The following is a 2,334-nucleotide window of genomic DNA, read 5'->3' on the forward strand; positions in this document are numbered from 1 at the left end:
TTTCCGGAGAGCGTGACCTCGACTTCCGACGGCACGCTTTATGTCGGCAGCTTCAACCATGGCGGCGTGACCAAGATTTCCGGCGGCAAGGCCGAGCAGCTGGTCAAGCCGGGTGCGGCCGACAGCCGCTCGACGCTCGGCGTGCTCGCGGACGAGAAGAGCGGCACGCTGTACGTTTGCTCCAACGACATCAGCGCGATGGGCGTCGCCGGGCCGAGCGACACCAAGGGCGCATGGCTGAAGACCTTCGATCTCAAGAGCGGCGCGCCGAAGGGCAGCTTTGCCTTGAGCGATCCGAAATCGTTCTGCAACGACATCGTGGTCGGTGCCGACGGCACCGCTTATGTCAGCGATTCCTTCGCGCCGTTCGTTTACAGCCTGAAGCCGGGCAGCACGGCGCTCGCGACCTTCGCCACCGATCCGCAGCTCGCACCGGCCAAGGACGGCGTCGGGCTCGACGGGATTGCGATCGGCGCCGACGGCAATCTCTATGTCACGACCTTCATTCCGGCCAAGCTGTTCAAGATCGAGATGAAGGACGGCAAGGCCGGCGCCGTGACGGAGCTCAAGCCGTCGCGGCCGCTCGACCACGCCGACGCGCTGCGCGCCCATGGCAGCGGTTTCCTGCTGATCGAGGGCAACGGCAAGCTCGACAAGGTCACGGTGAAGGGCGGCGAGGCCACGATCGACACCATCAAGGATGGTCTCGCCGAGCCGGTTTCGGTGACGCAGGTCGGCGATGTCGGCTGGGTCGCTGAGGGCAAGCTGTCCTACGTGATCGGCGAGAACAAGGGCAAGGACCCCGGCCCATTCAAGCTGACGCCGGTGGCATTGCCGAAGTAGGGAGTCGGATACATCCAGCCTCGTCATTGCGAGGAGCGATAGCGACGAAGCAATCCATCTTGCCGCATATGCGGTGACATGGATTGCTTCGCTTCGCTCGCAATGACGGGGATAGGCCGCGGCGCATGAACCGGGCCGCGCGTTGCTCAGATCACATAAAACCCGTGCGTGCCGTCGCGGCGCAGCTGGTCGACCAGCCCGTACTCCCAATCGAGATAGGCCTGCATCGCCTGCTCCGCGACGCCGGTGCCTTCATAAGGACGCCGGTAGCGATGCGCGGGGTCGGACCTCGGCACGACGCGCGGCGGGCCGACTTCCAGCGATCCGTCATAGCCGCCTTCGAGCACGTAGACTTCCCAGCCCATCTGCGCGAGCCAGGACGCCGTCATGTCGGCGCGGATGCTCCTGTCGTCGGTCAGCACGATGCGCGCGCCGCGCACGGGCGCGGCCATGTCGATCTCCTGCACCAGCTGGCCACCGGCATAGTGCCGGAAGCCGACCAGATGACCGGCCGCATATTCCTCGGCATCGCGCACGTCGAAGCGATACAGTGTGCGGTGCGCGTCGTCTTCCAGCGCGGCGAGTTCGCGCGCGCCGATGCGGCGGACGCCGGCACGATAGGCGACGTCGCGGGCATTGTCGGCTGCGCCTTCGAACGGACCGCCCCCGCCGCGCTTGCCCGCGCCGTGCTCGAGGTCGTGCTTCGCCAGCGTCCAGCCGATCGTGCCATTGCGCAGAGCCCGCACCTTGTTGGGCAGTCCGGCATTGATCAGCGACTGCGTGCCGATGATCGAGCGGGTGCGGCCGGCGCAGTTGACGATGATCGTGGTGTCGGGATCGGGCGCCGCGCCGCCGGCGCGCAGCACCAGCTCCGCGCCGGGCACGCTGACCGAGCCCGGGATGTTCATGGTGGCATATTCGTCGAAGCGGCGGACATCGAGGATCGCGATGTTGGCCTTGTCCGAGATCAGCGCGGCGACCTCATCGGCGCTGAGCGACGGCGTGTGCCTGCGCGCCTCGACCAGCTCCCCGAACGCCTTGGCGTAGGAATTGACGTCCTCGAATACCTCGTAGCCGGCCGCCTTCCAGCCCTGCAAGCCGCCGGCGAGCGCAGCCACGTTGCTACAGCCAAGCTCCCGCAACTGGTCGGCCGCGGCAGCGACCAGGCCCTCACCATTGTCGTAGAGCACGATCGGCGCGTCCTTGCGCGGCAGTCGCAGCTCGGCCTCCAGCGCGATCCGGCCGGCGGCCATGTTGGCGGCAAACAGCGGATGGCCGGTGGCGAATTCCGCCTCATGCCTGACGTCGAGCAGCGCGATCTCCCGGCGCAGCAGCAGCGTTGCACGGATGTCCTGGGGGGTGACGGAAGAAACTGTCATGAGATGCTGGTCCGGGCGGAAAAATAGGCAAGCCTGCTCTAGCAGGCTGTTGAAGAAGTCTTTGAGCGGCGCGCGATGAATGGGATGTTGTCGCCGTTGAGGAGGCAGATCT

Annotated in this window: 2 protein-coding genes; one reads left to right on the plus strand and one right to left on the minus strand. The window is 66.4% G+C overall.

The genetic code is table 11. From position 1 onward, the window contains the following. On the plus strand, nucleotides 1–843 hold an 843-nt coding region (locus tag QMZ05_RS40695; protein WP_353705871.1), incomplete at its 5' end, for a hypothetical protein. A 146-nt stretch (nucleotides 844–989) separates the two neighbouring features. On the opposite strand, the gene QMZ05_RS40700 is transcribed toward QMZ05_RS40695, so the two are convergent. Beyond that, nucleotides 990–2,222, minus strand: coding sequence for a rhodanese-like domain-containing protein (locus QMZ05_RS40700; protein ID WP_353705872.1), 1,233 nt, complete (start codon nucleotides 2,220–2,222; stop codon nucleotides 990–992). Between the last annotated feature and the right edge of the window lie 112 nt (nucleotides 2,223–2,334).

It is taken from the genome of Bradyrhizobium sp. INPA03-11B (genome assembly GCF_040446015.1).
In the GTDB taxonomy this organism is placed as follows: domain Bacteria; phylum Pseudomonadota; class Alphaproteobacteria; order Rhizobiales; family Xanthobacteraceae; genus Bradyrhizobium; species Bradyrhizobium macuxiense_A.

Bases quoted from the DNA above. Each gene is read 5' to 3' on its own strand.
- QMZ05_RS40700 (WP_353705872.1), bottom strand. From the start codon at position 2,222: ATGACAGTTTCTTCCGTCACCCCCCAGGACATCCGTGCAACGCTGCTG.